General features: G+C 38.9%; 23 protein-coding genes. 17 read left to right on the forward strand and 6 right to left on the reverse strand.

The window, feature by feature from the left end:
• Position 1 precedes the first annotated feature (1 nt).
• The 3 genes from CUS89_RS10325 to CUS89_RS10335 all read left to right on the forward strand — a co-directional run bounded on the left by CUS89_RS10325 (position 2) and on the right by CUS89_RS10335 (position 2,146).
• A complete protein-coding gene (locus CUS89_RS10325) occupies positions 2-682 on the forward strand; it encodes an ABC transporter ATP-binding protein (RefSeq protein ID WP_104872061.1) in 681 nt (226 codons plus the stop codon).
• A gap of 18 nt (positions 683-700) precedes the next feature.
• Positions 701-1,312 (forward strand): TetR family transcriptional regulator, encoded by a 612-nt coding sequence (locus tag CUS89_RS10330; protein WP_104872062.1) that lies wholly within the window; start codon positions 701-703, stop codon positions 1,310-1,312.
• Between the two features lie 255 nt (positions 1,313-1,567).
• Positions 1,568-2,146 carry a histidine phosphatase family protein gene (locus tag CUS89_RS10335; protein ID WP_104872063.1) on the forward strand — a complete coding sequence of 193 codons (579 nt, stop codon included), beginning with the start codon at positions 1,568-1,570 and terminating at the stop codon, positions 2,144-2,146.
• Positions 2,147-2,242: 96 nt separating this feature from the next.
• Here CUS89_RS10335 and CUS89_RS10340 read toward each other — a convergent pair whose 3' ends face one another.
• Positions 2,243-3,115 (reverse strand): MurR/RpiR family transcriptional regulator, encoded by an 873-nt coding sequence (locus CUS89_RS10340; RefSeq protein ID WP_104872064.1) that lies wholly within the window; start codon positions 3,113-3,115, stop codon positions 2,243-2,245.
• 212 nt (positions 3,116-3,327) lie between these two features.
• Here CUS89_RS10340 and CUS89_RS10345 point away from each other — a divergent pair, with 212 nt between their 5' ends.
• From CUS89_RS10345 to CUS89_RS10400, 12 genes are all read left to right on the forward strand, one after another.
• Positions 3,328-4,365 carry a Gfo/Idh/MocA family oxidoreductase gene (locus CUS89_RS10345; RefSeq protein ID WP_104872065.1) on the forward strand — a complete coding sequence of 346 codons (1,038 nt, stop codon included), beginning with the start codon at positions 3,328-3,330 and terminating at the stop codon, positions 4,363-4,365.
• A 214-nt stretch (positions 4,366-4,579) separates the two neighbouring features.
• On the forward strand, positions 4,580-5,623 hold the full coding sequence (locus tag CUS89_RS10350; protein ID WP_104872066.1) for a LacI family DNA-binding transcriptional regulator: 1,044 nt from the start codon (positions 4,580-4,582) through the stop codon (positions 5,621-5,623).
• A 147-nt stretch (positions 5,624-5,770) separates the two neighbouring features.
• Positions 5,771-7,105 (forward strand): PTS sugar transporter subunit IIC, encoded by a 1,335-nt coding sequence (locus CUS89_RS10355; RefSeq protein ID WP_104872067.1) that lies wholly within the window; start codon positions 5,771-5,773, stop codon positions 7,103-7,105.
• 12 nt (positions 7,106-7,117) lie between these two features.
• A complete protein-coding gene (locus tag CUS89_RS10360) occupies positions 7,118-7,555 on the forward strand; it encodes a DUF3284 domain-containing protein (RefSeq protein WP_104872068.1) in 438 nt (145 codons plus the stop codon).
• Positions 7,556-7,648: 93 nt separating this feature from the next.
• Positions 7,649-9,895, forward strand: coding sequence for an alpha-galactosidase (locus tag CUS89_RS10365; RefSeq protein WP_104872069.1), 2,247 nt, complete (start codon positions 7,649-7,651; stop codon positions 9,893-9,895).
• The gene (locus CUS89_RS10370) at positions 9,892-11,940 is read left to right on the forward strand and encodes a beta-galactosidase (RefSeq protein ID WP_104872070.1); all 2,049 of its coding nucleotides are present in this window, start codon (positions 9,892-9,894) and stop codon (positions 11,938-11,940) included. Before CUS89_RS10365 ends, CUS89_RS10370 begins: the two co-directional genes overlap by 4 nt.
• Before the next feature lie 83 nt (positions 11,941-12,023).
• Complete coding sequence (locus CUS89_RS10375) at positions 12,024-12,317, forward strand: rRNA processing protein (RefSeq protein ID WP_071867036.1); 294 nt, start codon at positions 12,024-12,026, stop codon at positions 12,315-12,317.
• A gap of 163 nt (positions 12,318-12,480) precedes the next feature.
• Positions 12,481-12,672, forward strand: coding sequence for a hypothetical protein (locus CUS89_RS10380; protein WP_104872071.1), 192 nt, complete (start codon positions 12,481-12,483; stop codon positions 12,670-12,672).
• Positions 12,673-12,707: 35 nt separating this feature from the next.
• The gene (locus tag CUS89_RS10385) at positions 12,708-13,052 is read left to right on the forward strand and encodes a hypothetical protein (RefSeq protein ID WP_104872072.1); all 345 of its coding nucleotides are present in this window, start codon (positions 12,708-12,710) and stop codon (positions 13,050-13,052) included.
• The gene (locus CUS89_RS10390; RefSeq protein ID WP_104872073.1) at positions 13,049-13,573 is read left to right on the forward strand and encodes a hypothetical protein; all 525 of its coding nucleotides are present in this window, start codon (positions 13,049-13,051) and stop codon (positions 13,571-13,573) included. The genes CUS89_RS10385 and CUS89_RS10390 overlap by 4 nt, the downstream gene beginning before the upstream one ends.
• A 114-nt stretch (positions 13,574-13,687) precedes the next feature.
• Positions 13,688-14,632 carry an L-lactate dehydrogenase gene (locus CUS89_RS10395; protein ID WP_104872074.1) on the forward strand — a complete coding sequence of 315 codons (945 nt, stop codon included), beginning with the start codon at positions 13,688-13,690 and terminating at the stop codon, positions 14,630-14,632.
• A 115-nt stretch (positions 14,633-14,747) separates the two neighbouring features.
• Positions 14,748-14,990 carry a hypothetical protein gene (locus tag CUS89_RS10400; protein WP_258082409.1) on the forward strand — a complete coding sequence of 81 codons (243 nt, stop codon included), beginning with the start codon at positions 14,748-14,750 and terminating at the stop codon, positions 14,988-14,990.
• An 84-nt stretch (positions 14,991-15,074) separates the two neighbouring features.
• On the opposite strand, the gene CUS89_RS16110 is transcribed toward CUS89_RS10400, so the two are convergent.
• Positions 15,075-15,248: a hypothetical protein gene (locus tag CUS89_RS16110; RefSeq protein ID WP_010735481.1), complete on the reverse strand. Its 174-nt coding sequence runs from the start codon at positions 15,246-15,248 to the stop codon at positions 15,075-15,077.
• A gap of 747 nt (positions 15,249-15,995) precedes the next feature.
• Positions 15,996-18,536 carry a cation-translocating P-type ATPase gene (locus CUS89_RS10405; RefSeq protein WP_104872118.1) on the reverse strand — a complete coding sequence of 847 codons (2,541 nt, stop codon included), beginning with the start codon at positions 18,534-18,536 and terminating at the stop codon, positions 15,996-15,998.
• Between the two features lie 261 nt (positions 18,537-18,797).
• Here CUS89_RS10405 and CUS89_RS10410 point away from each other — a divergent pair, with 261 nt between their 5' ends.
• Entirely contained in the window at positions 18,798-19,286 is a 489-nt protein-coding gene (locus CUS89_RS10410; RefSeq protein ID WP_104872075.1) for a GNAT family N-acetyltransferase, read from the forward strand.
• Positions 19,287-19,323: 37 nt separating this feature from the next.
• Here the strand turns inward: CUS89_RS10410 and CUS89_RS10415 are convergent, their stop codons facing one another.
• A complete protein-coding gene (locus CUS89_RS10415; RefSeq protein ID WP_062805245.1) occupies positions 19,324-19,638 on the reverse strand; it encodes a hypothetical protein in 315 nt (104 codons plus the stop codon).
• 76 nt (positions 19,639-19,714) lie between these two features.
• Positions 19,715-21,886, reverse strand: a complete 2,172-nt coding sequence (locus tag CUS89_RS10420) for a type IA DNA topoisomerase (protein ID WP_104872076.1) — start codon at positions 21,884-21,886, stop codon at positions 19,715-19,717.
• Between the two features lie 418 nt (positions 21,887-22,304).
• Between CUS89_RS10420 and CUS89_RS16115 the strand changes: the two genes are divergently transcribed.
• Positions 22,305-24,185: an RNase A-like domain-containing protein gene (locus CUS89_RS16115; protein ID WP_181055351.1), complete on the forward strand. Its 1,881-nt coding sequence runs from the start codon at positions 22,305-22,307 to the stop codon at positions 24,183-24,185.
• A gap of 70 nt (positions 24,186-24,255) precedes the next feature.
• Here the strand turns inward: CUS89_RS16115 and CUS89_RS10435 are convergent, their stop codons facing one another.
• On the reverse strand, positions 24,256-24,837 hold the full coding sequence (locus CUS89_RS10435) for a hypothetical protein (protein WP_104872078.1): 582 nt from the start codon (positions 24,835-24,837) through the stop codon (positions 24,256-24,258).
• Between the last annotated feature and the right edge of the window lie 10 nt (positions 24,838-24,847).

A 24,847-nucleotide genomic window follows, 5' to 3' on the forward strand; every position in this document is an offset into this window, starting at 1 on the left:
AATGAAAGAAATCTTGACAATGAAAAATATCGTCAAAAAATTCGGCAACGGCCGAACAGAAGTGACTGCACTAAAAGAAATCAATTTTTCAGTGAAACAAGGAGAATTTGTCAGCATCATCGGCCCTTCTGGTTCAGGGAAAAGTACATTTTTAACCATCTCTGGTGGACTGCAAACACCGAGTTCAGGGGAAATAACGATCAATGGTCATTCTTTTTCCGCATTAAATGAAAAAAAACGTGCAGACTTACGTTTTAAAGAAATTGGTTTTATTTTACAAAGTTCAAATTTGATTCCTTTCCTAAAAGTCAAAGAGCAGTTTTATTTAGTGGATCGCGTCGCTAAGAAAAAAGCAGGGGATGAGCGCATCGATGAATTGCTGAAATCATTGGATATCTATGAGTTGAAAGACAGTTATCCGAAAGATTTATCCGGTGGAGAAAGACAACGAGTAGCTATCGCAAGAGCATTATTCAATGATCCAAGCTTGATTTTAGCGGATGAACCAACAGCAAGCTTAGATACCGATCATGCCTATGAAGTCGTCAAATTGTTAGTCAAGGAAGCCCACGAGAAGCAAAAAGCCACCGTCATGGTCACGCATGATTCTCGAATGATCCAATGGAGCGACCGTATCTACCGCATGGAAGACGGTTATTTAACAGAACAAGCCAAAGCTTAAGCAGTAAGGAGAGAGCTTATGCCAAAAGAAACATTTTTCAATATTTCCAAAGAAAAACAGCAATGGATCTTAGAGATTTTATTAGATAAATTTTATGATCGGCACATCAGCCAAGTCAAAGTTTCAGAAATCGTTGAAGCAATGGGGATGTCTCGGGGTGCGTTTTATAAATATTTTCAGGATTTGGAAGATGCGTATACGTTTACTGTCCGAAACTACTCCAATCGGGTCCATGGAGATATCATTGCTTCGATCAATCGAAATCGAGATCACTTTTTCTTAGGAATCGAAGAATACCTCGCTTGGTGTGGAAAACTGAGTAAAGATAGTTCTTATTGGCGATCCATCAAATTACTGACTAGAGCCAGCGATTTAGGTTCAGCGAAGCGTTCAAAGAATGAAGGAGACGCATCGATGGTCCAACAATGGCTTGATCTATTGAAAATCAACCAGATTACGATGGACACGACGGAAGAAGCCATCAGCTTTTTATATTTCGTGATGGCTCTTGTCATGAATTCTTTGACAGATTATATGGTCAACCAATGGACAGCCGAAGAACTAGTGGAAGATTTCCGCTATAAAGTTAAATGGTTAGAAATAGGGATAAAGAGCAAGACAGACAGCTAGCCAAAGTCCATAAATAAAAAGAAGCGCCTACTTCCACAGAATTTTCTGTTGTTGGGAGTAGGCGTTTCTTTTTATACGCTCGCCGAATAACCATTTTTAAAGCTGGACGGTAACTATTTGGAGCGTTCAATCTTTCAGGTCAAGTTGCTTTTATCCCAACCTCAAAAAAAAGAGGTTTACTATTGACTTGGAGTTTACTCCAAAGACTATACTAAGTAATGAAGATATATATCCAAATCGACAGGAGGTCTAGCAATGAAAAAACTTTATCTGATGCGTCATGGTCAAACCTTGTTCAATCAATTAGGAAAGGTCCAAGGGGCATGTGACTCACCCTTGACAGAAGCTGGGATCAGACAAGCAGAGGTGGCAAGAGCATATTTTGAAACCAATCAAATCACCTTTGATGCGTATTATTCATCCACCCAAGAACGAGCTTCTGATACGCTAGAAATCATTATCGGGCAAAAAGAATATCAGCGTTGCAAAGGGTTAAAAGAATGGAACTTTGGCCGATTTGAGGGAGAAAGTGAAGCGTTGAATCCTAAACGACCAGTTGGCGAAACTTCTTATGGTCATTCATTTGTTCCTTATGGCGGCGAGTCGGCAAAAGAACTCCAACAAAGAATGAACACGACCTTGATCGACATCATGGAGAAAGATCACCAAAACGTGTTAGCAGTTAGCCATGGTGGTGCGATGTACTTATTTATTCAAAAATGGTTACCTTATGAACAAGTAGCCAAGCTAAAATTTTCAAATTGTTGTATTTTAGAATTTGCGTATAGCGATCGTCAATTTTCATTCATCCAGGCGATCAATCATCAATTTTAAGTTTTTTTGATAGATGAAGCAATAAACTCCGATACTAATAGCCCAAAGACTAAAAGAAGGATTCAGTCTTTAGGCTATTTCTTTTTACTACAACGCTTACTTCTTGTATTCCTTTAACAATCCTTTTTGGATCAGCTCTTGTTTTTCTTTCAAATTCAATAAATTATCTTGGTAGTTTTGCGTATACATCAAGGAGTACAAGGTATTCAAGACATAGTCAAAGGCAATTTGAGAAGAGAATGTAGCAACTTTCGCAAAATCATATTCTTCTTGAGACACGACTAACCGCATCGCTGCTTTTTTTGCCATTTCAGACTGTTCATTTCCTGTGATCAACAAGCTAGGCGCCCCGATGTGTCTCAGATAGGTGAGTATACGTTCATAGTGATGGATGCGCCCACTATAGCTAATAAAGATCGCACAATCATTTTCCGTCAAATTAGCCGCATTCCAGGATGAATCGCTATATTCTTCGGCTAAGATCAAGAACTTATTTAGCTTCACTAATTTGTTTTGGAATTTCCGAGCAGTTGTTTGCGAATCACCTTTTGCAAATAAGAAGATGCGCTCTGCTTTGTTCAAAACAGTCGCGATGGTTTCTAACGATTGATCTTCAATTTGAAATTGCGCTTTTTTGATGGCTTGAATGGATAGATCTGCCATTTTTTTGGCGATCATCTTCGCATCATCTTCAATAGTGAAAGGAAAATTAGGATCGATGACTTGATTGAACTGAGCAACCAGTTGGTGGACTTCTCGTCCTAATTCAAAGCGAAATTCTTTAAATCCGCTATAGCCGATTTTTTTACAGAATCGGATAATTGCGGAGTGGGAGGTATAGGTCTCCTTTGCCAGCTCTTCAATCGTCATATAAACTGCTGCTTCCAAATTCATACGCAGATAATCGGCGATCCGTTTTTCATTTGTAGTAAATGTTTCTTGTTGCGTTAATTTTTCTTCAATAAGCATCAATCACACACCTCCAAATCTATCTTACTGAATAACTAGAAAAATAACCACTTCTTTTTACAGTAGTCTAAGATTGAACATCTTTTTCAGGAATACCGTTATTCTTTCAATTTCTTTGAACATTTCTACCAAAAAAACAAGAATCGGCTTTCTAATATCTAATGTGCGTTATACTCAAGAAAAGAAATCATTTGAAAGTAGGAGGAAACGACATGTTAACAATCGCATATTTAGGCAATGGCAAAAGTACCAATCGCTATCATTTACCCTTTTCAAGAAGACTACCTGACAAGATCAACGTCAAAAAAATCTACTCTCCATCAGCACCTGTCTGGGAAACTTTTGCTGAAATCGAATATACCGATCAGTTGTCTGATCTGTGGGATGATCCTGAGATCCAATTAGTGGTCATTACGACACCAAGCCAATTTCATGCAGAATACGCAAAACTTGCGTTAGAAAACGGCAAGAACGTCTTAGTCGAAAAACCTTTTGCGGAAACTTCAAAAGAAGCAAAAGAATTATTCGACTTAGCAGCGGAAAAAGGACTATTTATCCAATGTTATCAAAATCGCCGCTTTGATTCGGACTTTTTGACCATCCAAAAAGTGATCGAAAGCGGGAAGCTTGGTGATATCTTAGAAGTGGAAATGCACTATGACTACTTCCGACCAGAAATCCCAGAGAATACTATGGAATTTTCAGTGGCAAATAGCTACTTATATGGTCATGCTTGTCATACAGTGGATCAGGTACTTTCATATTTTGGTGAACCGGATGATATCCATTACGATGTCCGCCAATTACTAGGTGCCGGTCGGATGAATGATTACTTTGACTTAGACTTTTACTACGGTCGCATGAAAGTTTCGATCAAATCAAGTTACTTCCGTATCAAAGAACGTCCTAGTTTTGTTGTCTATGGCAAAAAAGGGATGTTTGTCAAACAAACAAAAGACCGACAAGAAGAACACTTGAAAATGTTCTATATGCCTGAAAATGCAGATTTTGGGATTGATCAACCAGAACATTACGGTGTATTGACGTATCTTGATGATGAGGGAATCTATCATGAAGAAAAAGTCGTCTCTGAAGTCGGCGATTATCGTCTTGTGTATGAAGGCATCTACGAAACATTGATCAATGGCGCAGAGAAAGTCGTAAAAGATGAAGAAACGTTGTTACAAATGAAAATATTAGAAACAGGTATCCAACAGATCGAAGAAGCAAAAACCGCATTCGAAGATTAAGCATGTTGATACATTCAGAAGGGGAGAGCCTTTTTCCAAGTAATGAAAGAAGCAAGCCGTAAATCCAAATGGTGATTTACGGTTTTTTTGTTCATTCTGTAACTGACTCACTCAGAGCAACAACTAATTCTCAAAGGACGATCGCTAAATTTTCATTCGCCTTTTGGATAATCTTCTGTTACTATTTAGTAAACAGTAAACAAGAGGTGAGTAAATGGCATCTATACGTGATATTGCAAAAATCGCTGGGGTTTCAGCAGCGAGTGTTTCCCGTATCCTGAATGAAGATCCCACATTTAGTATCAACGAACAAACAAGGATACGTGTGATTGAAATTGCCAATCAATTAAACTATTCTGTCGATAAAAATAAACGCGGCAGTCGAAGTTTAGGAGATGAAATGACGATCGCCTTGATCGTACGACATCAAGAAGAAGCAGAATTAGATGATCCCTATTTTCGCAAAATCCGTGGTGGCATTGAAAAAGAAGCGGCAAAGTGGCGTTTTCGCACCATACGTGCTTTTCACATGAGAGATGCCCATAAAGAATGGAAAGAGTTAGCGAAATATGGTGCAGTGATCATGATCAGCGAAATGACGATTGAAGCAACGAAAAAAATCGCTACGATCAATCCCAACTTGATCCTGGTCGATAATTACTCGAACTCTGAGGAATTTGACTGTATCCAAACGGACTTCCAACAAAAAACCGTTGAAGTATTAGAAGTTCTATATAAGAAAGGCCATCGAAACATCGCATTTATCGGTGGCTACAGTAGTCAAGTAGCTGAAAACGGTGAAGTTCATAAAAACAAAGAAGAGATCCGGGCGGAATCTTACTTGAAATGGATGAAATTAAATGGCTTACAACACTATGCAAAAACCTATCAAGGCAATTGGAAACCTGAAGATGGTCTTCGTTTAGGCAAAGAGTTATTGGCGCAACCCTCACCGCCCACAGCAGTCATCGTCGCCAGCGATCCGATGGCAGTAGGTGTTTATAAAGCAATCAATGAAGCGAATAAAAAAATCCCTGATGACATTGCTGTCGTGAGTTTTGATGATATCGAAATGGCTCAGTTCATGACACCAAGCCTATCGAGCATCAAAGCGAATCCGGAAGAAATGGGGCGTTTAGCTGTCCGTTTAGCGAAGGAGCGCATGTTAAAAGAACGGACGATGCCGATCCGTGTGATCTGTCGCAGTGAACTCGTCTTACGAGATTCCATTGGACAGGACATCCCAGTTTCAAATTAACTTATTTTGTGCATTTATCTTTTGAAAAAGTTCGAGAATTTCTCTTTCTCGAACTTTTTTTATTTTCCACTTGTGTAAACATTAAGTAAACAATTATACTCACGAAGTAAACGTTTGCATAAAAATGAATAAAAGGAGTTATCACACATGAAATTTGTCGATAAATTAGCTGAAAAAATGGTGCCCGCTGCAACGCTGATCGCAAATAATAAATATTTACTTAGTCTCCGAGATGGTTTCATGATGGCTTTTCCAGCAACTATGTTTGCTTCCATCATGATCATTATCCAAAATTTGCCAACGACATTTGGCTTCGCTACGTTTCTACCGGAAGCATTCAATACCTTTTTAAATGAGTTCTTCGGACCTGTCGGCAATGCGACAATGAGTATTTCAGCACTTTTTATTGTATTTGGGATCGGCTATCAATTGGCTGGTCACTATAAACAACCACAAATCTTTGCCGGTGCCATTTCACTTTCTTGTTTCATCATGCTTTTACCGTTTGGAAGCGATGAAACAATGGGGACATTTATCCCTTTATCCAAACTAGGTGCTGAAGGGATGTTCGTTGGTATATTGACAGCGATCGTCGCTACAGAAATCTATAGTCGGATCAGTCGTTCAGGATTTACGATCAAAATGCCAGAATCCGTTCCACCAATGATCGCTGAATCTTTTGTGGCAATCATCCCCGGAGCTGCTCCTTTATTTTTATTCAACGTCATCCGCTATTTATTTACTTTTACCACATGGGGGAATGCAGTGGATTTCGTTTATCAGATGTTGCAACAACCTTTGATGGGCCTTGGCGGAACTTTACCAGCTGTATTGGTCGCTGTTTTCTTTACGCAACTTTTCTGGTGGTTCGGTATCCACGGCACGTTAGTCGTCAATGCAGTGATTGATCCAATCATGGGTGCTTTAGCCATCGAAAACTTTGAAGCATATAAAAATGGCGCAGAACAGTTGCCACATATCATCAATACGACCTTTATGGGTGTGTTCGTCAATCAAGGAATGCAACTTGGTATTTCCATCACAATGGCGTTCTTTATTGCTCGCTCCATCCGAATGAAGAAAACGATGAAAACGATCATTGCGCCAGCAATCTTTAATGTATCAGAACCAATGACTTTTGGACTGCCCGTCGTGCTGAACCCTATAGCATTCATCCCTTGGATTCTAGCGCCACTAGCTTCTACCACGATTTCATACTTTGCGATTTACTTTGGCTTAGTTCCTCGTCCAATCGGGGCAACGGTTGTCTGGACAACGCCGATTTTGCTGTCCGGTTGGTTAGGAACTGGTTCGATCACCGGCGCACTTTTGCAAATCGTAACAGTAGTTGTGATGACACTGATCTGGGTGCCTTTCTTAGTTGCGATGGACCGTGAATATTTGAAGGAAGAACGTCAACAAGTGACACAAGAAAAAGAAAACCAACTAATGGACGGAAAAATCACCGTAGAAGAACAATAGGGAGTGAACCGTATGCGGATCGATACCTTGAACTACCGAAAGAAAATACCGACACAAGCCGCACATTTTTACCAAGTACTACTTGAAGAACAATTAAGCTATTTTCAAAGCAAGGACCCTTCGATTACTGAGCTGACAGAAGGAGCAGCCGTCACGACTGCGCTTCAAACAAAATTAGGGCAAGCGACTGTCGAAAGCACGATGACGATCCAACGTCTAGTCAAAGATGAATTACTTGAAATGACTACTGATTACTCCGGTGGAAAAATCATTCAAACTTACCATCTGAACCGTCAAGATGAGCAGCAGTTCACGTTGCTTTATTCTGAAAGAAATGAACTGGTTGATGCTAAAACGCAGCTGAGTTTGCTCTTTGTCCTGCCATTTTATAAATTCTTTTACAATCGTCAGTTAGCCAAAAGAGTTAATTATTTGATACAGAAGCTTTGATTTCTCCACAAACAGTAAATAGAGGAACAAAACGTCGTTCTCTCCATACCGCTGATTGTTTTACTAACTAAAAATTAAGAGGTGTTGCCTTCCATGATTGAACAATTGAATAATCGCATATTCCACATGAATAATTCGCAAGTTAGCTTTATTCTCCATGTCATGCAAAATGGACAGATCGAGCAGATTTATTACGGAAAACCTTTACATGGCTTATCTGTCGAAGAAATCGACTACTTGGTCGCAGATCAGAATAAATCTGCTGGAACAGTCAAGTTTTTTGAAGATGACCCGAACTTTTCGTTGACCGATCATCCACAAGCCTATCCTGTTTATGGCTCTTCTGATTTCAAAGAAGGAGCGATCGAACTTTCAAGTAACCAAGCGCCTTATTATACAGATTTTCGTTTTGTCGAAGCAACGACTAAAAAAGGCAAGACAAGAAACTTGAACCGTCCGACCACTTATGGCAATGAGGAAGAGACAGAAACCCTCTCTTTGAGATTAGTGGATCAGGAACATCAGTTAGAACTGATGCTTCATTACACCTTATTTTGCGATTCCACCGCCATCGTTCAAAGTCAAACGCTGACGAATCAATCTGAGTCTGATTTGCAGATCCATCGCATGCTTTCAGGCGTCTTGAATCTTTCTACCAAAGCATATGATTTTACTCATTTTTCAGGTGCTTGGTTAAAAGAACGGCATGAAAAGAAACGACCGCTTGAACAAGGAGTCGTAGCGATCGGCTCACTAAAAGGTGCAAGTAGCCATCAGCATAATCCTTTTATCCGTTTAGAACATCAAAAGTCAACGCTTGATCAAGGTGAGGTCTATGGAATGAATCTTGTTTATTCCGGTAATTTTCTTGCTCAAGCAGAAGTCGATGAATGGGACAAAACGCGAGTAATGATCGGTATTCATCCGACACAATTTACTTGGACATTAGCGCCTAAGGAAACCTTTACGACACCAGAAGCAGTCTTGATGTATAGCGATGCTGGTACGAATGGTCTAGCAAAGCAATTTACGCATTTTATCGAAAACTATTTGATTGATCGCAAATGGCAGGAAACGCCAAGACCGATCGTATTCAACAACTGGGAAGCAACGTATTTTGATTTTACGGAGGAAAAACTCTTGTCGCTTGCGACCATTGGAAAAGAATTAGGGATGGAATGTTTTGTCTTAGATGATGGCTGGTTCGGCAAACGAAACAATGATCGTTCCTCATTAGGTGACTGGACGCCTGATCAGCAAAAATTTCCAAACGGGTTGGCTTCCTTTGCAACTAAACTCAAAAACATGGGTCTTCAATTCGGCATGTGGTTCGAGCCTGAAATGATCTCTCCTGATAGTCAGTTATTGGAAAAACATCCGGATTGGGTGGTGAAACATCCCTATTCACGTATCTCGGTGGGACGCGGGCAATATGTGCTTGATTTTTCGAATCCTGCGGTTGTTGAAGGGATCTATGAGCAGATGGCAAAGATCATTGAAGAAACGAATTTAACTTATATCAAATGGGATATGAACCGCAATATCACCGAAGCCTATTCCGCTTATTTAGAAAAACAAGCGATTCATCAACAGGAGTTCTTCCATCGCTATGTTCAAGGCGTCTACATGCTTTATGGCAAATTATTGACCACTTATCCTGATCTTTTGATCGAAGGCTGTGCTGGCGGTGGAGGGAGATATGATTTAGGCATCTTATTTTATAGTCCGCAAATCTGGCCTAGTGATAACAGTGATGGGTTGGAACGGTTGAGTATCCTTAGTGGCACGTTAGCAGGATATCCGCTTTCTAGCTTTAGTAATCATGTCTCTGCTTCTCCGAACCACCAAGTGTTACGTGACACTTCTTTCGCATTCCGCCAAGATGTGGCGATGTTTGGCCCTTTAGGCTATGAATTAGACCTATTGGCTTTGACAGAAACAGAAAAACAACAGATCAGTGACCGGATCGCTTTTTACAAAGCACATCGTCAGTTGCTGACTCATGGGGAATTTCTCCAGATCTTGCCAAATCATCCTGCTGATAATGAAATTTGCTGGGGTGTTTTCAGTCACGATCGGTCAGAAGCGATCATTGGTTTTTATCAAAAATCGGCACGAGCCAATCCAGCCGCAAAGGCATATTTACCACTTCCAGAATGCCTGAATAAGGATAGATATTATCAAATCAATGAAAAAGAAACGATTAGCGGTAATTTTCTGATGAATGTCGGTCTGAAAAAACCACGTTTGTTCAATGGAGTGAATCATACCACTTACCAACTTGCAGGAGACTGTCAATCATTCATTTATCATCTGGTAGAAAGGAGTGAAATGAAGTGAAGACTTATAATGACACACGTTTACTACATGGTGGCGATTATAATCCGGAACAATGGTTGAATCACCCTGAAGTGTTGAAAAAAGATTTTGAGTTGATGGACAAAGCACATGTCAATACCGTAACTGTCGGGATTTTTTCATGGAGTACATTAGAACCAGAAGAAGGGGTTTACCACTTTGACTGGTTGGATAAAGTGTTTGAAGAGATGCACAAACGTCAAGGTCGTGTGATTTTAGCCACACCAAGTGGTGGACGCCCTCAATGGTTGAGTGAGAAATATCCAGAAGTGAATCGGACGAATGCAATAGGACAAAAGCATCATCATGGCTTTCGCCATAACCATTGCTACACGTCACCGGTTTATCGAGAAAAAGTCCAACAAATCAATCAACGATTAGCTGAACGCTATGGTGAACATCCGGCATTGTTGATGTGGCATATCAGTAATGAATACTCAGGAGAATGCTATTGTCCGCTTTGTGCAACCAAATGGCGTGAGTGGGTCAAAGACAAATATCAAACCTTGGAAGCGGTGAATGACGCTTGGTGGATGACATTTTGGAGTAATGATTATTCCAGTTGGTCGCAAGTTGTACCACCTTCGCCTCTTGGAGAACATAAAGTACATGGTATGGACCTAGACTGGAAACGATTTGTGACAGACCGGACGATCGATTTCTTTTTACATGAAATCGAGCCGATCAGAGAAATCACTCCAGCAATCCCAGTAACGACTAATTTTATGGCAGAAGGCCATGACCAGCATGACTTTATTCCCCTTGAAGGTCTTGATTATTCCCGCTTTGCAGAAGTCGTTGATATCGTCAGTTGGGATAGCTACCCCGATTGGCATAATCCATACGAACCATTACACATGACCGCTATGAAATCAGCCTACGTCCACGATCAATATCGCTCGTTGAAGAAACAACCGTTTCTCGTGATGGAATCGACACCTAGTTACGTGAATTGGCACGCATTCAACAAGGCAAAGAAGCCAGGGATGCACATCCTGAGTGGGATGCAACAACTGGCGCATGGATCAGATAGCACGCTTTATTTTCAATGGCGGCAATCACTAGGGAATTCCGAAAAATTCCACGGGGCGGTGGTCGAACATGACAATTCAGAAAATAATCGAGTCTTCCAAGAAGTAGCGGTTTACGGAAAACGATTAGACAACTTGTCTTCGATCAAAGGTACACAAACAGAGGCAAAAGTCGCTGTTTTATTTGACTGGGAAAGCAATTGGGCATTAAAAAGAGGCGGTGGTTTTGGTCGTCCAACTCGTCGTTATATCCAAACACTACAAAAACATTACCGATTCTTTTGGGAAAGAGATATTGCTGTTGATATTCTGACGCCAAATCAAGACTTCTCTAATTATGCTTTAGTCGTTGCACCAATGCTCTATTTTATGCGTGAAGAAACGATGGCTGAACTCTCAGAATATGTGACAAAAGGTGGCACCTTGATTGGAAGCTATTTTACCGGAATGGTCAATGAACACGATCGGTTACATCTTGGAGAATGGCCACAAGTATTGCAAACACTTTTTGGTGTCTTGCCAAAAGAGCTTGATACGCTTTATCCAGGTGAACACAAGCAAATCCTTTACAAGGAACAAACGTATCAAACAAAAGACTACTGTGGTATCGTCAAAGAAACGACAGGAAAGGTGAGAGCTACTTACCAAAAGGACTTTTATACTGGTACGCCAGCTTTAGTTGAAAATCGCTTAGGGAAAGGGACTGCTTATTATTTAGCGGCCCGTACCGATCTGGACTTTTTAGAAGTATTTTATCAACCAATCATCGAAAAATTAGCGTTGCAACAAGGAATCGTTAAGGCATCGCATCCAAAAGTATCGATTCAATCGCGAACAGATGGGACACACAGCTATTACTTTCTCATGAATTTTTCTGAGGAGAGGCAACAACTTGAGTTACTTGATACTCACTTGGATATCGAAACAAATCAAACGCTTACTGGTATACTAACGTTTGCACCTTACGAAGTGAAAATTCTAAGGAAAGAAAATTAATACGAATGATCACGCCTTTATGTTTTGACAGTTATTTTATTCTTGTTGTAGGATAGAGACAGAGCAACAAGGAGGACGAGAACATGACAAACTATGATGGAGAAAAAGAAAAACGCTTAAGAGGTTCAATGGCGCCTAAAACAGATGATGAAGTTGCGTTAGCCGGAACTAATTCAGGTGAAACAACAGATAAAGAAGAGGCGTTAGCTGGAACCAACTCCGGTGAAGAAAAAGAAGTCGCGATGTCTGGTTCAAATGCAGTGGAAGAAGAGTCTGAGCATCCTACAAAGAAACATCATTTGAAGGACGAACTAGAAGAAGTGGTAGAAGAAGCGAAAGAAAAATTTGACGCTTTTAAAACGAAACATAAAGAATAAGTAACCAAAAAAAGGACTTGTATCCGCGGTAGCCATGTTGAAGGCTTAGGATGCAAGTTCTTTTCTATTTTTTTCAAAATAAGTCAAAAAGAGTTTTTTTAGGACCATCCTTTCATTATAAACTATGATTGCTTATTGTATGTCTAAAAGGAGGTGAAACATAGTGGTTGGTCAAACAGACATCATTCAATTATTGACAAAATATTTTATCAATAACACATCAATGATCATTGGTATCACAAGTTTTGTTATTGTTTTATGTGTTTTTATTTCTGTAAAAATGGTCTCACAACCTAAAATGGGGAAACCATCTAAACAAGCACTTGCGAAAAGTCGGTATAAAAAGGGTAAGTAATCACTAGAAAAAAGAGGAGTAGGGGGGAAAAGAAAATGGGCATGTACTGGGTGTTAACATTTATTGCGCAACAGCAAGAAAATTTTCCATCAGCTAGTCAAGCAGGTAAGCTTGCTGCCTTTCTTATGTCGTTTATTATTCAGTTTGGTTTTTCTGGCTTTTTTACGGTTTACTTACTTGTCGTGATTATTTGGCAAATATTCAAATATATAAAAAGGGTGACACGTAAAGATCGCAGACACTTCAAAAAAGAAGTTGCGGCTTCTTACAAAGTTCAAGAAGAAAGAGTTAAGAGCAATATAGAAAAAGAAAAGGCCCGAGCGAGTAGACAAAGAGATGTCTTTGAGCCATGGCAACAGAATGAGGAGCAAGAAGATTGAGGGATTTTATACTGTATCAGTTACATCGATTATTCAATACAAATACATATCGGGAAATGCTATTCCAACGAATCAACGAAGCCATCTATTCGACTTATCATGCTGCAAACTATCCTAAGTATACGGGTGAAAATGAAATGGAGCGGTTGGCGAATAAACTCAAGCGCAGTGAAAGAAGAAAAAACTGGCTTCCTAAACTTGGTGATCCATTGTATAAGAAACCTTCTTCAAGAATCTACGTTGAAGATCTACAACTAAAAATTTCTCCTACTCGTTTGGAAGGAGATCCTAATTTTAGTCCTATCTCACGACAATCCAGTACCAATTCTTTACCTGATGAACATCAAGCTTATCAATCAACAAAATCTGAACCTATGTCTTTACGATCTAAAGTGACAAACCTTTCACCGCAAATGACTGCTTTATTAAAAATAAATGATCCATCAATTAAAGGCCTGCCAACTTCTCGTAAAGAAATACCAAGAGTGAGAAGAACACAATCTGATTATGGACGTTACTGATTTTCTATAAAAAATTATTATAGTATATATAATTTCTATATTATTGAAAAATGACAACAACCGATTTATAATTTTCATGAAAATAACAAAGAACGGATGAAAGGTGTGTTAGACATGAAAAAAACAAGTCGTAAAGTTGTAATCGTAGGTACAGGTTTTGTCGGTACAAGTATTGCTTATGCGATGATCAATCAAGGGGTTGCCAACGAACTTGTCTTAATCGATGTCAACCAAGAAAAAGCAGAAGGAGAAGCTTTAGACTTACTAGACGGAATGGCATGGGGCGAAAAGAACGTTTCCGTGTGGTCTGGCACGTATGAAGAATGTAAAGATGCAAATCTAGTGATCTTAACTGCTGGTGTGAACCAAAAACCTGGTCAAACACGCTTAGATCTAGTGAAAACAAATGCAGCGATCACACGTCAAATCGTTAAAGAAGTCATGGCTTCAGGTTTTGATGGTATCTTCGTTGTTGCTTCAAACCCAGTCGATATTTTAACTTACTTAACATGGCAAGAATCCGGCTTACCAGCTTCAAGAGTGGTAGGAACTGGAACAACTTTAGATACAACTCGTTTCAGAAAAGAAATTGCTTTGAAACTTGCAGTTGATCCACGTAGCGTACATGGCTATATCTTAGGTGAGCATGGAGATTCAGAGGTAGCTGCTTGGTCACATACTACAGTCGGTGGTAAACCAATCATGGAATACGTTGAGAAAGATCATCGTTTAGAAGAAAATGATTTGAACGTACTTGCTGACAAAGTAAAAAATGCCGCTTACGAAATCATCGATCGTAAAAAAGCAACTTACTACGGTATCGGTATGAGTACGACTCGAATCGTCAAAGCCATCCTAAATAATGAACAAGCTGTACTACCAGTTTCAGCTTACTTAAATGGAGAGTATGGTGAAGAAGATATCTTTACTGGTGTGCCATCGATCGTTGATGAAAATGGGGTAAGAGAAATCATTGAACTATCGATCACACCTCAAGAAAAAGCAATGTTCCATCAATCAGTTAGCGAACTAAAAGCAGTACTTGATACTGTACGTTAACATCAGCAATGAAATAAACACAAAGACGGGAAAATCGGAAAGTAGTAAAAAATTATTTCCGATTATTCCCGTTTTTTTGATGATAGAAGAGTATATAGATAAGAAAGGAGCATTTATGAGTATAGCTATTATTAATGAAAAAATAATGCCTTTGGTTGGTATTGCACTATTATTATGGACCTTGATCCTCAGTTTGTTACTTATATCTTTACTATGGAAGAATAAGAAAGCGAAGTACAGCTGGGATAAAAAAGGAGCTAAAGTCGTTCCGTTAGTTATTGCTGTTTTTGTACATATCCTATTTGGAGTATTTATCGGGATTATTTTTTATCATATTTCTGTGATCCGTTTTTGGTAACTATAGGATTGTTTGAATGGAGAAGAGAGGCATTCTGTAAATAGAGATAATAAGATAAAAAAAGAGTCTATAAGGCTTAGACTCTTACAATTTGTTGAATTTATCAACGATTTTTTTCTTCTCCATTGCGATTTTTTCTAAGTCTAAAATCGCTTTCTTCGCACGCATTAGCTCGATCATTTCGATCATATCTTGTTCATTTGCTTCATTTAATATGTACTGTTTGATTTTTTCTTTCTCTAGTTTGACAATTTTCATTTTTATCACCTCAGTTATTATTCTATAGATAACATATCACATTAAACTTGACCTAAGAGAACCAAAAAAGTTATTTTCAAGGAAAATAAGGAACATAGTGAGCTAAGTTATTTAGAGTAATAATAATTGAAAAAGAGAGTTAAAATGATCGTTTATATGTGATTTAGGAATAAACATATGGAATTAGCAAAACATATTATTAGAACGACTGATATAGATTAGTTGATGATAAATACATAAATTGACGAAGTCACAAAAATCTCTTGAGACCAACTTAAATCTGATGCAAGAATGTCAATCTGATTTTTTGTAGATTTAGGATGAACATAGATTTAAAATCATTGTTTTTTAGTAAATGGATAACGTATAACTAGTAAGAGAAAACAAACAAATCAAGTACAAAATAATTTTAAAATTTTGCAGAAGAGTCAAAAATCGTTTTTATGGTCAAAATGAGTTAAATTCAGGTTGATAATGGTTCATACTTCATTTAAATCTACTTTGTATAATATATATTATGTAAACTAGAATAAATGAAAAATGATTACGTTCATAATTCCTCGTTCTAACCTCTCTCACTAATCGTAAATTCCCATAATTCTCTAGTTTTTTTGTTATTTGTATTTATTTTTATCATTTGCGCTTTTTTAAGTCATTTTAAGAAAAGTTCGTCCGTAGCTTCGGGAAAAATAAACTACAGACGAACATAATCAAACTTAACTAAGAGAAAATCCTTCAGGTAATCCGTTAAAACAGATGTGTCCATTTTTTCACTTCGATATAGGCTACTGGAGTAAAAGATAAACCAAGAACCCATAGCCAGTTGGAAAGTCCAATCGTGACAAATCCAAAGATATGTTGTGTCAGAGGAATCGTTACTAATAAGACAATGATCAATGCACCAATTGCTGTAGTTAAGACTAGCAATAGATTGCCCAAAAATTTCAATCGTAAAATAGATACTTCACTGCGACAATTATACATATGGCTGATCGTGGATAACCCTAAGACAATAAATGTCATTGTTTCAGCAATCGCTACTGATTGTGTACGACCAATAACTATAGCCAATAATGTGACGACGGTAAACACGACAGAGATTTCAAGGATCTTAAAGGTCAATCCTCGTGAAAAAATGCTGTCGTATTTATGAATCGGTTGTTTTTCCATATTTTTTTCCTCTGCAGGTTCGACACTTAAACTAAAACCAGGGATGCCATCTGCGACTACTTTGATGATCAACAATTGGATTGCTGTGACTGGCGCCCCCCAACCTAAGATCAAAGAAATCAATACGATCGTTAAAGCTGAAATATTACAACCTAACATGGCATATAGAGATTTACGGATATTTTGATACACTCTTCGCCCCTCTTCTACCGCTTGGACGATCGTTGCAAAATGATCGTCTACTAAAACCATATCAGAAGCTTCCTTCGCCACTTCCGTTCCACTCCCCATAGCAATGCCGACGTCCGCTGCTTCTAATGCCGGAGCGTCGTTCACTCCGTCCCCTGTCATGGCGACAATTTCGTCATTTTGTTGAAAAGCTTTAACGATTCGTATCTTGTCCTCAGGTGACGTTCGAGCAAACACTCGATACCTATCGATAGTTTCGGCTAACTGTTTGTCACCCATTCTTTTCAGTTCCGCCCCTGTCATTGCCTGGTCTCCTTCTCCCATTATCCCTACTTCTTTAGCAATACGTGAAGCTGTTAATAAATGATCGCCAGTGATCATAACAGTTTTGATTCCTGCTTTTTTGGCTACTTCCACTGCCTTTGCTGCTTCTTTCCTCGCTGGATCGATAATGCCGATAAAGCCGGCAAATGACAACTCCTCCTCTAGTTCTTCCTCTGATAATTCTTCAATCGGTTGCTGGAATACCTTGTACGCTACTCCTAATACACGGTACGCTTGATCAGCAAGTTGATCATGTTCCGCTTGGTAACGTTCGCTTGGATTCACCAAATGTAATCGATCGAATGCTCCTTTTGTGACTGAAAAATATTCTTGACCCATACGATAGACGACAGTCATACGTTTTCTTTTTGAATCAAAGGGCAATTCTTTGATTTTTTTCAAATCATAAAGAGATTCCTGTAATTCTTTCTCCGAAAATCGATCTTTTACAGCTTTTTGAATCGCTAATTCCGTTGGATTGCTCCCTCCTTCGTTCTCAGAAAAACCACTCGCAAGATAAAACAGTAAAAGTAGATTTTTTTCCTTGTCTTTAGTGAAGTCTATAAGAGTAGGTAATTCTGTTAGAGGAACGATTTTTTTCAACGTCATTTTATTTTCAGTGATCGTACCCGTTTTATCTGAACAAATCACAGAGACGCCGCCTACTGTTTCAACAGTTGAAGGTGTCCGAACAATGGTTTTCTTAATTGCCATATTCCCCATTCCCACAGCTAAAGAGATGGTTACGACAACCGGTAATACTTCTGGTATTGCTGCAACGGCCATTGAAATTGCAGTCATGATACTTGATTCTAGGCTCAAACCTTTTACTAAACCAATTACAATTGCCAAGAAACCAGCAGTGATCGCGACTATCCCTAGCACTTTACCCAGTTTTTGCATTTTGACTTGCAGTGGTGCGACATGCGTTCCTTCATTCGTGATCAAATGAGAGATTTTTCCGATTTCTGTAGCATTGCCAGTTTTTTCTACTAAGACTGTCGCTTTACCTGTCACGACTAATGCACCAGAAAATACTAGATCTTTACGATCACTCAATCCTTCATTATCAGTAGGTTGATAAGAAGCGTCTTTTTCACTCGGTTCACTTTCTCCAGTCAAAAATGATTCGTCAACAAAGAAATTAGTACTTGTAATTACTTTCGCGTCAGCAGGGACACGATCACCCAATTTGAGATGGACGATATCCCCAGGAACGATCTCTGAGCTGTTGATTTCTTTGATGGAACCTTCTCTCAAGACATGACTAGTAGGTGCACTCATTGTTTTCAGTTGATCCATTGATTTTTCCGCACTTTTTTGTTGACGTATCGACAAATAAAGATTTAATAGGACGATCGAAAAGATAACGATTGGTTCTGTAAAATCATCCGGATGTGTTTGATAAGCAATAAACGTAGATAGTCCTGTGGCAACAAGTAAAATCAAAATCGTGATATCTTTCATTGCTTCTTTGAGATAAGCAATAAAAGATTTAGTTGACTGAGTGTCAATCGAGTTCAAACCGTAGTATTCTAATCGATCGTTTGCTTCTTGTTCCGTTAATCCTTTTTGTCTATCTGTCTGTAAGTTTTCTATTTTCATTCTGCCAATTCCCTCCCAAAACAAAAAGGAGCCAGGCAAACGAACCATTAAAGCCTACGGTTCGTTTGTCTGACTCCTACAAGATCGTTCCGGCGAACGCTCTTAAGTCATAATTTTTTTATGAAGTTATTATTTCACAGTTCAAGCAATGGGTCAAGAGAGAAGTTGATAAAAGAATGTTCCTCTGAGTACAAAGTAAATTGACCCTTCCGTTCATTTGTATTACGATAAATAAACACGATAGAAAAGGAGCGTTATCCGATGCTGATACGAGAAATCAAACCACAAGACGACCCAATCATCAAAGAAATTATTCAAACTTCCCTAGAATCACTCGATTTAGCGATTGAAGGAACTGCCTACTTCGACCCACAATTAGACCATTTAACAGACTACTACCATGCTCTCCCCTGTGCCACTTATTGGGTGGTGGAACTAGAAAATAAAGTAGTTGGCGGAATCGGAATCGCACCTTTCGACGAGCAAAAGCAGATATGTGAATTACAAAAATTGTACTTAGCCCCAGCAGCAAAAGGTTTAGGAATTGCCAACCAATTGATAGAAACAGCATTGTCTTATGCCACTCAACATTACCGTCAATGCTATTTAGAAACGATGCATTTATTAAAGCCTGCTTGTAAACTATATGAAAAGTTCGGCTTTCACTTGATAGCTGATCCACTAGCAGGTTCTGAACACTCCACAATGGACGCTTGGTATATCAAAGAATTGAAAAAAGACGGCGAATAAGGAAATTTTTCTCTTATCGTCGTCTTTTTTTATCTATTTATATGAACTGTTGAATAAATTGCGTAATCACCGGTAAGAAATAAACAACACCCGCCGCAGCTAATACGAAAAGCAACTGTTTCCGTTGTTTCTTTCTTTTCAGTAGACTACTCGTTGTATGCAACAAGTAAGTGCCGCTCTTGGCTGCTGCGGTCAAAGTTGTCAAAATGACCGTCGGTGAGTAGCCAGTCGGATGTTTTGTAATAGCTAATAATTTGGTTCCATATTCTGGATATGCGATGACCGCTTGATATAGCGCAACCACCGTTAACAACCCCATTGCATAATTCAAAAGCGAATTGATTTTTTTCACGTACAAGTACTCCTCTAATAATGATTACTTTAGTATTTTTTGGTTTAGGTATTTTGACTTTTCGGAATATATATACCTACTCTTGTTTTTCCATCCAAAGAAATGAAAAGCCGATCGTTAAATCTTCTTTCAAAATAAGGACAGCATCAAACTTTCCTTTTTTCCCAGTGAATCCTTTGACCACTTTACTAGTCTTTCCTTTTGAGAGTAACTCTCTAAGATTTGTTTTGGTCAATTTCTTCTTAGCAATCGTAGGCCATAATTTAAAATCACATTCCTTGTTCGTACATGTCGCGATTTTTGGATACAACATCACAATGCCTTTTTTACATTTCGGACAACGCCCGACTTGGTCATTCTTCTTCTCCATTACTTCGATTTCCATCAAGCCGCTTTGCTCTTCAGACAAGTCGACTGTTTTTACTTGTTCGGGGACGACTTCTAATAAATGCAGAATAAATTTTTTGATATTTTCTAAAAAGACTTCCGGCGTTCCTTGCCGTTCACCGATTTTTTTCAAATAACTTTCCCATCGTGCCGTCATTTCAGCACTTGTCAATAAAGGTTCCCCTGCTACTGCTTTACACAACGTGATGCCTTTAGCGGTAACTTGAATATCATTTTTATTAACTTCGATATAGTGCCGTTGTTTTAAGTTTTCAATAATGCTCGCTCGGGTAGCTTCCGTTCCGATCCCTTCCACTTCTTTCAGAATCTCTTGCGCTTCATCGTCGTCTAAGGTCTTTCCTGCGGTTTTCATCGCAGTGATCAGCGTTCCCTCATTGTAGGGCTTAGGTGGTTGAGTCTCTTTCTCAAGGCTTCTCAGATCAACAGTCACTACCTCTTGTTCACTAACTTTAGGCAAAAGCTGACCATCTGATTTTTTCTTGCTTTTTACGGTCAAGATTTGTTGCCAGCCTTCTGCAATCGGACGTTTCCCGACACTTTTTAAACGCAATCGTTCCACCCCTGTAAGGATCACTGTTTCTTCATAGCGATAATTTTCTGCAAACATTGCTAAAGTCGTACGCATCACCTGCAAATAGATCGCTTGTTCTAGTCGGGAAAGCTTCGCAAAACGTTCCTTCGTCGGTATCGTTTTTGTCGGAATGATCGCATGATGCTCTTGGACTTTTTTTGAATCCACATATCTTTTTTTAGGAAATGTTTCAGGTGTCGCTACCTCTGTGATCCCTAAAAACGCTTTATAGCGATCAAGATTTTGGACAAGATACTGGTGTTCGCTTTCTGTAATGTAAAAAGAATCTGTTCGAGGATAACTCAAAAACTTACTTTCGTACAACCCTTGGACAGCATCAAGCGTGGCTTTCGCACTGACTTTCATCAGTTGATTCATTTTCGATTGTAAACTTGACAAAGAAAACAAACGTGGACTACTTTGTTGTTTTTCTTTTTTCGTTACTTGTAAGATCGTTCCTTGTTGTTTTCCTAAATGCGCACCTTTTCCCTCTATCGCAGCAACTAATTCGTCCGCAGTCTTAAAGGTTTGCTTCGGCTCGATTTTACCGACAAACTGCCCATGTTGACTTTTGATCTGCGCTTCTCCTTCGAAATAAGGCTCTTTTTTAAACTTCCTGATTTCTTCTTGTAACTGGTAGATCATATAAAGCGTTGGTGTTTGCACACGCCCTAAGGAGAAGCTCCCAGAGATTCCTTTTTGTTGCAGCAGCAAACTATACAGTGGACTGCCATTCATCCCGATCAGCCAATCCGCATGTTGACGTGCTTGTGCTTCTTTGTATTTTGGATAAAATTGCTCCGCCGGTTTCAGTTGTTTGAACCCTTGGTAGATGGCTTCTTTTTCCAATGAATTGATCCATAAACGTAAGTACTGCTTTTGCTTCGTAAAGGCTTTCGCTTGCTGGATGATCGACCAAGCAATCGCTTCACCTTCACGGTCACTATCTGTTGCGATAATGATCGTATCAGCTGCTTGTAATTGTCGTTTAACGATCGCAAATTGGGCCCGCTTCTCTGGAGGGACCTTATATTTGAACTGATCTGGAAATATCGGCAAGTTGGGCAATGACCACTTAGCCCAGCGTTCTTCATATTCTCCAGGAGGAACCATTTCCACTAAATGACCAAATCCGTAAGTGATCGTTACTTCACCTGTGAATAGTGGATCGCTGACTTCAAAATAACCTTCCTGCTTTTTCCTTTTTTTGAACGTTTCCGCATACGCTTTTGCTTGAGAAGGCTTTTCAGCAAGTATCACTGTTTTCATGTTTTCCCTCCTCCTCTTGATAAAATAAGAATTCTTTAACAGTTTACCAAATGGCTTTCAAAAAGAATAGCGAAAAAATTGAAGATGTTTTTGTTGAATGGAAAAAAGCGTTACAAAAAAATAACTATAATCACCTAAAGAAGAACATTTATCTTTTTATTATTATCATGATGTTATTTTTAAATAAGGGTATAAACATTGATAAAAGAACAGCAAGGCTTAACATATAATTATTATTTGCAAAGAAAATAACTATATAAAAAAATGAGTTTTTTTATAATTATAATTTTAAATAAACTTGAAGTTTGTTGTTATATTTTGGAAAATATAATTAAGCAACCTACGACACAAATAAGGAGGTTTTTGGTAGTTGAACTGTTGGTAGTCACTCAAGTCATTTGATAAAAAGGAGTAAAAAATGAAAAAATTTTATCGCCTATTACTTGTTGGTCTGTTGCTCGCACCTTTTGCCACTTTGCCACTTGATGTCCACGCCCAAGAAGCGATCGCTGGCGAAATCACCCAACCTGACGAAACCATCGTTCCGATCGATACCACCTCAGCGATTCCTTCGTCCGCAGAACCACAAAATGCAGCAGTTGCCTTAAACGTTTTTAATGGAATCAGCATGTCTGCTTATGCATCTGGTTTATCAGGTAGTACACTTAGCGCTGGCTTACTGTCGACCGCAGCCTCCGCTGTTCTTGCCCCCGCTCTTCTAGGGATTGGTCTAGGGGTCGGCTTTTATCAGCTCGGTGCCTCTTTAGGCGTCGCAACAGCTGATTTAGCGAAAACAAACAGTGGCTTATTTGAATCGATCGGTGGCAGTGCCTCCACTCAAAATGAACTGAACGCTTTTGCAATGTCTGGAATCGATTCGACAACAAATACCTACAATTTCTCCGCAGCCTTACAAAACCGCTACGCACAAGATGTAACAAGCAATGCGTTGATGCGTGAGTACTTGACTGGCGAGAGCGACCACGGAATCTTTACTTTCAGCGTCAGTGACCGTGTTGAACTCTATCGTCGCTACATCAACTACACCATCCCTTGGACACTACGAGAGCAAGCAGCGGTGGTCGGACGTAACACGTCACTAGCCGATTCTCTCTCCCAGAATGAGTTTTTCGTTTTAGAAAGCATCCAGTATGGCGAATCCGTTCGTGGTGCAGATGATGCCATCTTGAACATCACCGGTTCTTCTTACTACGGCTATGATTTCCCAGAACCTTTTAACTATCAAGTCAAGCTTGATACGAGCATCTCTACGCTCTTAACAGAGATCACAACAAAAGAACAATTGCTCGACTACGTCCAAGCAACCACACCATTTGAATTCGGGGTCGTCAATGAACCTTCTAAAGCCTTAGCTATTGAAACTGCCCAAGAAATGGCTGTCGCATATGATGAACGAACCAGCCAAATCAGCCAAAGTTTAAGCGAAGCCTTAGCTCCAAACAACAATGGATTAGACTTTGACCCTTCTGGAATGATCGCGACACTATACGGTGCGGCAGTCGTATTGGATCGTGCTGGAAACTTCATCTATGCTCAAACCCAGGAAGCAGTTCCATCGCATTTAGTTGGAGCGATTGAGTTTTCTTATAGTGATGAGGCAGTACCAAATGATGATTCAATCACTATTGATAGAAAACGTGGGGTGTTGGATGAAGAGACTGGAGATATAGTTGAGGATGGCACAGAAAATATTTTAGTTAAAAGAGCTATGGGCACAACGTGGAGTTTAGCGGCCTCATTAATAATTGCAAATCTTATAGAATCCTTAACAGAAGATGATGAGGAGGAAGATGATTATTGGTATACTCCGTTAGATTTATATTATGACGAATATTTTGCCTTAGGTGGTAGTAAGGGTCATACTATGGGTAGGCACATCGCAAAAGATAAATCATATCTAATGGATCGTATCATTGAGGATGGTCTAGAATCGGCGAGTACTTACCATGATATTTCAGGAGCAATAATAACAATTAACTATGGACTCTCCACAGCCAGAGCTCAAGGATATATTCCAGGAAAAAAAGATCGTTCAAAATATAAAGATCTCGGCAAAATAAATGACATTCCCAATCATAATATGATAACTTATACATCTATAGATAATTTATCGCCAAATTTAGGCTGGGGGTTTCAAGAAATAGATAATATAGGAATCATTGAGCATAATCAAATTGACGAAGGTTATGTAAGTTTCCAAAAGAAAAGTAAATTTATAAAAAATAATAGGAACTTTTATGTTAAGACATCTCATCCCTATATAGAATCTCTTAAATAATTAATGTAGAAAAAGCACCAATTAAATTGGACGATTTACAAATTTAATTGGTGCTTTTTAAATATTAAAATCAATCTGTCATAGAAGATCCTATGACAGTCAGTTTATTCGATGCAGTATCGTAAATCGTCCAAAGAAAGGCATCCATCCATTCTCTCCCAGGAGAAAAGTAATTCGACCAATTGTTATTCCAAGCATAAATGATCAACGCACTTTTCTTAGGGAATAATAATTTATTCAAGGAAATAAAATCTTCTTCGTTCCCACTATATGAATATGGTGGGAAAAGAAATGTTTGTGCATACCAATTTAAATAGCTTCCAGAAGCTGTTTTTTCAACAGAAAAGAAAACATCTGTCTTCATCTGTTTACCATACATTAACTCTGGATTTACGGCATAACTCAACTTAATTGGGCTACATCGTATGGGTAAGTGATCAAAATAATGTAAATCTGTATATAGAAGACCTGGAATATTTCTTTTTTCATTCATTACTTTGATAAATTCAAGAGCGGCTTTGCGATGACTGGAGTATCCACGATAACCTGTTTCTTCAAAAAATACATAATCGAGTAAAAGTCCATTGATTGGAAATTTTCTTAAATAGAGTTTTTGTTTAAATTGATACGTATCTTCTTTTAATAACTTCATTCTGTCCTCC

This window comes from Enterococcus mundtii (genome assembly GCF_002947535.1).
Classification (GTDB): domain Bacteria; phylum Bacillota; class Bacilli; order Lactobacillales; family Enterococcaceae; genus Enterococcus_B; species Enterococcus_B mundtii_B.